This is a genomic window from Aquiflexum sp. (assembly GCF_977115555.1).
The window spans coordinates 1-4625 of sequence record NZ_CDSBKL010000333.1 but is presented as its reverse complement, the minus strand read 5'-3'; the positions used below and the strand labels follow the sequence as shown (position 1 = coordinate 4625).

The window sequence follows — 4625 nt, the reverse complement described above, 5'->3', positions numbered from 1 at the left end:
AAATCTTCAAATAGCATTTGATTCAGGATCTATATCAACGTATTTTATGAAGAATATATCCATTTATATCATTTCAAACAAATATATCCAAAACCAATACCCCCGCTAATCCAACAACAGCCACGATGGTTTCCATCAATGACCAAGACTTGATTGTGTCTTTGACGCTTACGTTGAAATATTCCTTGTACAGCCAAAATCCGGCATCATTAAAATGGGAAAACATCAAACTGCCTGCACCAATTGCCAATACAAGTAAATTAGGATCAACATTTCCCCCACTTACCATAGGCGCTATCATGCCTGCTGTGGTCAGCCCGGCGACAGTTGCCGAACCTACGCAAACCCGGATAATGGCTGTGATAGACCAAGCCAAAATCAGCGGATGTACATCCCATCCCTGCAAGGAATCCGCAATGGTTTGACTGACTCCGGAGTCCATCAAGACCTGCTTCAATGCCCCAGCCCCAGCAATGATCAACAAAATCATAGCGACATCTTTGGAAGCCACGACATAAAGGTCCATCAATTGAGGGATTTTAAATTTCATATTGACCCCCAAAGTGAAAGTTGCGATCAACAAGGAAATCAACATAACCATTCCCGGATCTCCTACAAATTTGAAATAGGGGAAAAGGACATGGTCAGGTGACATCTGCAGGCTGACAACCGTTGTGCCTACCAAAAGGAAAACAGGAAATAGTGCTGAAAAAAAGCTGTTGAATGTGCCAGGCAAATCTGTTTCTTCTCTTTGTTTGGCTTGAAAAGTCTGTAAAGGCTTTGAGTCAATATTCTTCAAAAACTTAGCAAAGAACGGTCCTGCGATAATGATTGTTGGAATTACGACAATCAGCCCGTAAGCCAAAGTCAGCCCCATATTGGCACCAAACTGGGCAACCAAAGCAGCAGGCGAAGGATGTGGAGGTAAAAAGCCGTGCGTGACTGAAAGTGCGGCCAACATCGGGATTCCTACATAAACTGCCGGGAGTTTATACCTATATGAAACTGAAAACACCAATGGGACAAGGAGTACAAATCCGACATTGTAAAACAAAGGAATGCCCACCACCAAACCGGTGACCATCATGGCCCAAGTCACGTTTTTTACTCCAAAAATAGACATCAGTGTATCTGCGATTCTTTGTGCAGCCCCACTTTCCGCTACCAATTTGCCCAACATGGCGCCCATGACTATGACAATGACTAGGTCACCGAGCAATCCCCCGATTCCTTTTTGGATGGATCCGGCGATCTGTTCAGGAGGAATGCCCAATAAAAAACCTGCTAAGATGGAAGAAATCAAAAAGGCCAAAAATGGATTCAGCTTCAGCCAGGTGATCAGTAAGATCAATACCAAAATGCTGACAAAAACAAATAAAATGGTCATAGGTTGTCGTTGGGTTGGTCCAACAAGATAAAAAATTAATCCAATTAGGTGCTTTTGAAGCACTTCATAATTTTACAAAAGGCAAAAAATCAGTTTTTATTTCTTGATAAGCTTTTTCACAAATTTTTTATCGTTTGTAACCAGTTCGATGAAGTAGATGCCAGGGCTGAGTTTTTCAAGAAATTCTTCCAGACTGCTTCCAGAATTGCTACCGAAATGGAAAGATTGGCCTTTCAAGTCCGAAATGCTGATAGAAACCTGATCGGGATTTATCCCCTCAGGAAGTTCAATATTGATTGTGCCTCGGTCATATGGATTTGGCCAAATTTTAATCTCCTGATTTGGCAGGTTTGACACACTTCCTTCCAGCTTAAACACTTTGCTAAAGGAAGTTTTCCCATCGAAATCAACCTGCTCCAATTGGTAATAAACCCTGCTTGATCCAAATTTCTCAAAATAGGTGAATTCATAATGCTGGGTTTCGTCGGAATTCCCCTTTGAAATTACCTCTCCAATGGTTTTAAAATTGTCAATATTGCCAATAGAGCGGTGAATCAAAAACATTTGGTTATCTGTTTCTTTTGCCGTTGACCACGAGACCTTTATTGTTTCCTGATTGATCTCCGCTTTCATATCCAGCCAAGTTACAGGCAAAACAGAAAGCAACCGGAAACTCCCGACTGTAAATGTGTTTCCATCGATTTGACCATATTCCAATTCCCTTCTCGCCCAAAGCAAAGTTGGATCCAATCCCGGCAAATGTGTCCCTTCGGAGGCAATTCCATTTCCGGTTATCCTCAAGTCGTCGACATCGTCTACCACGAGGTTTTCTGCTGAAATCCTCATCTCTATGAGATTTGTACTTGGGGCCATTCCCGAAAACTCAAAATAGCTGTTCAATTGGTAAAGAATCGGTGTTCCGTCACTGTCATTGTAGGCAGGGTCATAATTGGTGCCTTTGGCTTCGATCATTCTGACATTCATATTTCCTCCCGGAGAATTTCCCAATAATTGGACCTTCCTTATTCCTCCCTGATAGCGATCCTCAAAAGGGAATGTGGCATTATCGGCATTCATAGTGAGAGGTAAATTGTTGTAGTGAAGTTGATTGAGATTGAGCCATTTTCCACCTTCATAGGCAAGAGTACCACCACCTAAGGTATTCACATACAGGTCAAAATTACTGAAATCCACCTGGCCGTTTTTCATGATGAAGTTGGTTTTAGCCCTTACATCTGAGTAGAATAGCAGACTTCCCGATGGCTTATTGACCTCCAATTGCTGTAAATCCATATCAAAACCTATCACTTGTTGGACTACGGTTCCTTGAAACCTGAGGAAAGTCGGCGCCTCTACGATACTTCCTCCTGTGAGTCTGGCGAAGTCTCCGTTCAAAAACAGAGAATCTGTCAACAGTTTGTTAGCAGCATTCTCAAAAAGGATATTGTTGTACGTTTTGGGATTTCCGGAAGTAACAAAAGTAGTCCTTACCAGACGTTGGTTTCCGGAATTGGAACGGTAATAGACATTTCCCTCAAACCTGAATTCGGCTGCATCCATGGTAGGATCATTGGCTGTTAAGACCAAATTTGCTCCAGGTTTTAGGTGGAAAAGTGCTGCGGGGATGGATGTTGATCTTCTGATGATTTGGTCTAAAGGAGCATAACATTCTGAAATAAGCGTAGCTCCGGGTTCAATGATCAAATCACCATAAGGCCCTGACCCATTAAATGCCATTTGATTGTTAAAAGAAAAGGTGGAACAGGCAGGCAACCCCATTGTATTGACAGTTTGGATTACTCTACCAGTTTGGATGATGAATGTATTGGCTTTGAAAGCTGAATTGACAGTCAATGTGGCCCCGGCATCTGGGTTGAAAACTACTATAAACCTGCTGTTGGTATTTGTCGCACTCCAAGAAGCGCGATCGACCACAGTTCTTGATGTTCCTTTGAAAACAATTTTCCCGGTTTCCGGATAAATCCAATCCGTTGAAGCGTTGGTGACATTATTCAGAAAAAAATCTGTTCCCGATTTGGTCATTGCCCTTAAAGCGCCATAAACCTGCAATTCAAAAGTTTGAAGATTCAGTTTTCGCCCCGGCGAAGCTGCGCTGTATAAATAGACGTTTTTTGCTTCCTCATTAGCTACCAACCTGATTTCATGACCCTGCTCGATAAAAATGTTGTTGTTAAGATTTGGTTTTGATGAAGAAGCTATCCAGTTACTGCCATCCCATATCTGCCAAACAGCAGGATTGTTGTAATTTCCGGAAGCAATACTTTTGTAATCATTGATTTCGTGAATGATTTGGGCGTTTGCAAGCAAAGGAATTTGGAACATCAAAAAACAGATTACAATATTATTCCAATAAATTCGTGAAGAATTTAGAAAGGTAAAGGCGGAATAACATTTGCAAAAAGCCATATTTGAAAAAGTTTTAACTATACATGAAATTTAGTTTTATGCCGGTTCAATTGAAAAAGTTCTTGCTTACTTATTCGTTTATTTATTCGACTATTTTTTTTGCGTCAGCTCAGGATTATCAGATTAGCCTTTTGACTTGTGATCCGGGAGACCAATTATATTCTGCTTTTGGGCATAGTGCCATCAGGGTTTTGGAAAGGACTACAGGAGAAGATTTGGTTTTTAACTACGGCACTTTTGATTTCAATACGCCCTATTTTTATGTCAAATTCACACAGAGAACTTTGGATTATATGTTGAGCGTGTCGACTTATGAACGGTTTTTGGCAGAATATAATTACTATCAAAGAGATGTCAGGGAGCAGGTTCTGGACCTCAGTCCCGAACAGATTGAGAGGCTGGTTGAATTTCTCCAGATCAATTACCGGCCTCAAAACAGGTTTTATCGCTATGATTTTTTTTATGACAATTGTGCCACCAGGATAAGGGATGTGATGGACCGTGTTTTGGGAAAACAGCTCGATTGGAATGAGGAGCAAAACCCCGAAGCAAAAACTTTCAGAAACCTGATCGATGAATATGTCTACCCTTTGCCTTGGGCTGATTTTGGGATTGACCTTGCTTTGGGCTCGGTGATCGATGTCAATGCCTCAGAAAGGGAAAAACAATTTTTGCCGGATTATATGGAGTCAGCTTTTGGTAAGGCAATGATAGTAGGTGACGGTCCAACCCGACCTTTGGTCAAAGAAAACAAGGTAATATTGAAGTTTCCCGACAGAGAATCCAAAATGGACTTCTTCAATCCATATAT

The 4625-nt window shown here is 41.4% G+C and carries 3 protein-coding genes; 1 reads left to right on the top strand and 2 read right to left on the bottom strand.

The annotated features are described in order from the left end of the window. Positions 1 to 73: 73 nt before the first annotated feature. Positions 74 to 1387, bottom strand: a complete 1314-nt coding sequence (locus ACZFYI_RS16050; protein WP_462525141.1) for a gluconate:H+ symporter — start codon at positions 1385 to 1387, stop codon at positions 74 to 76. Between the two features lie 96 nt (positions 1388 to 1483). Further along, positions 1484 to 3730: a T9SS type A sorting domain-containing protein gene (locus ACZFYI_RS16045; protein WP_462525140.1), complete on the bottom strand. Its 2247-nt coding sequence runs from the start codon at positions 3728 to 3730 to the stop codon at positions 1484 to 1486. 122 nt (positions 3731 to 3852) lie between these two features. On the opposite strand from ACZFYI_RS16045, the gene ACZFYI_RS16040 reads away from it, so the two are divergent. After that, positions 3853 to 4625 (top strand): Lnb N-terminal periplasmic domain-containing protein (locus ACZFYI_RS16040; RefSeq protein WP_462525142.1); only part of this gene is annotated, 773 nt, incomplete at its 3' end.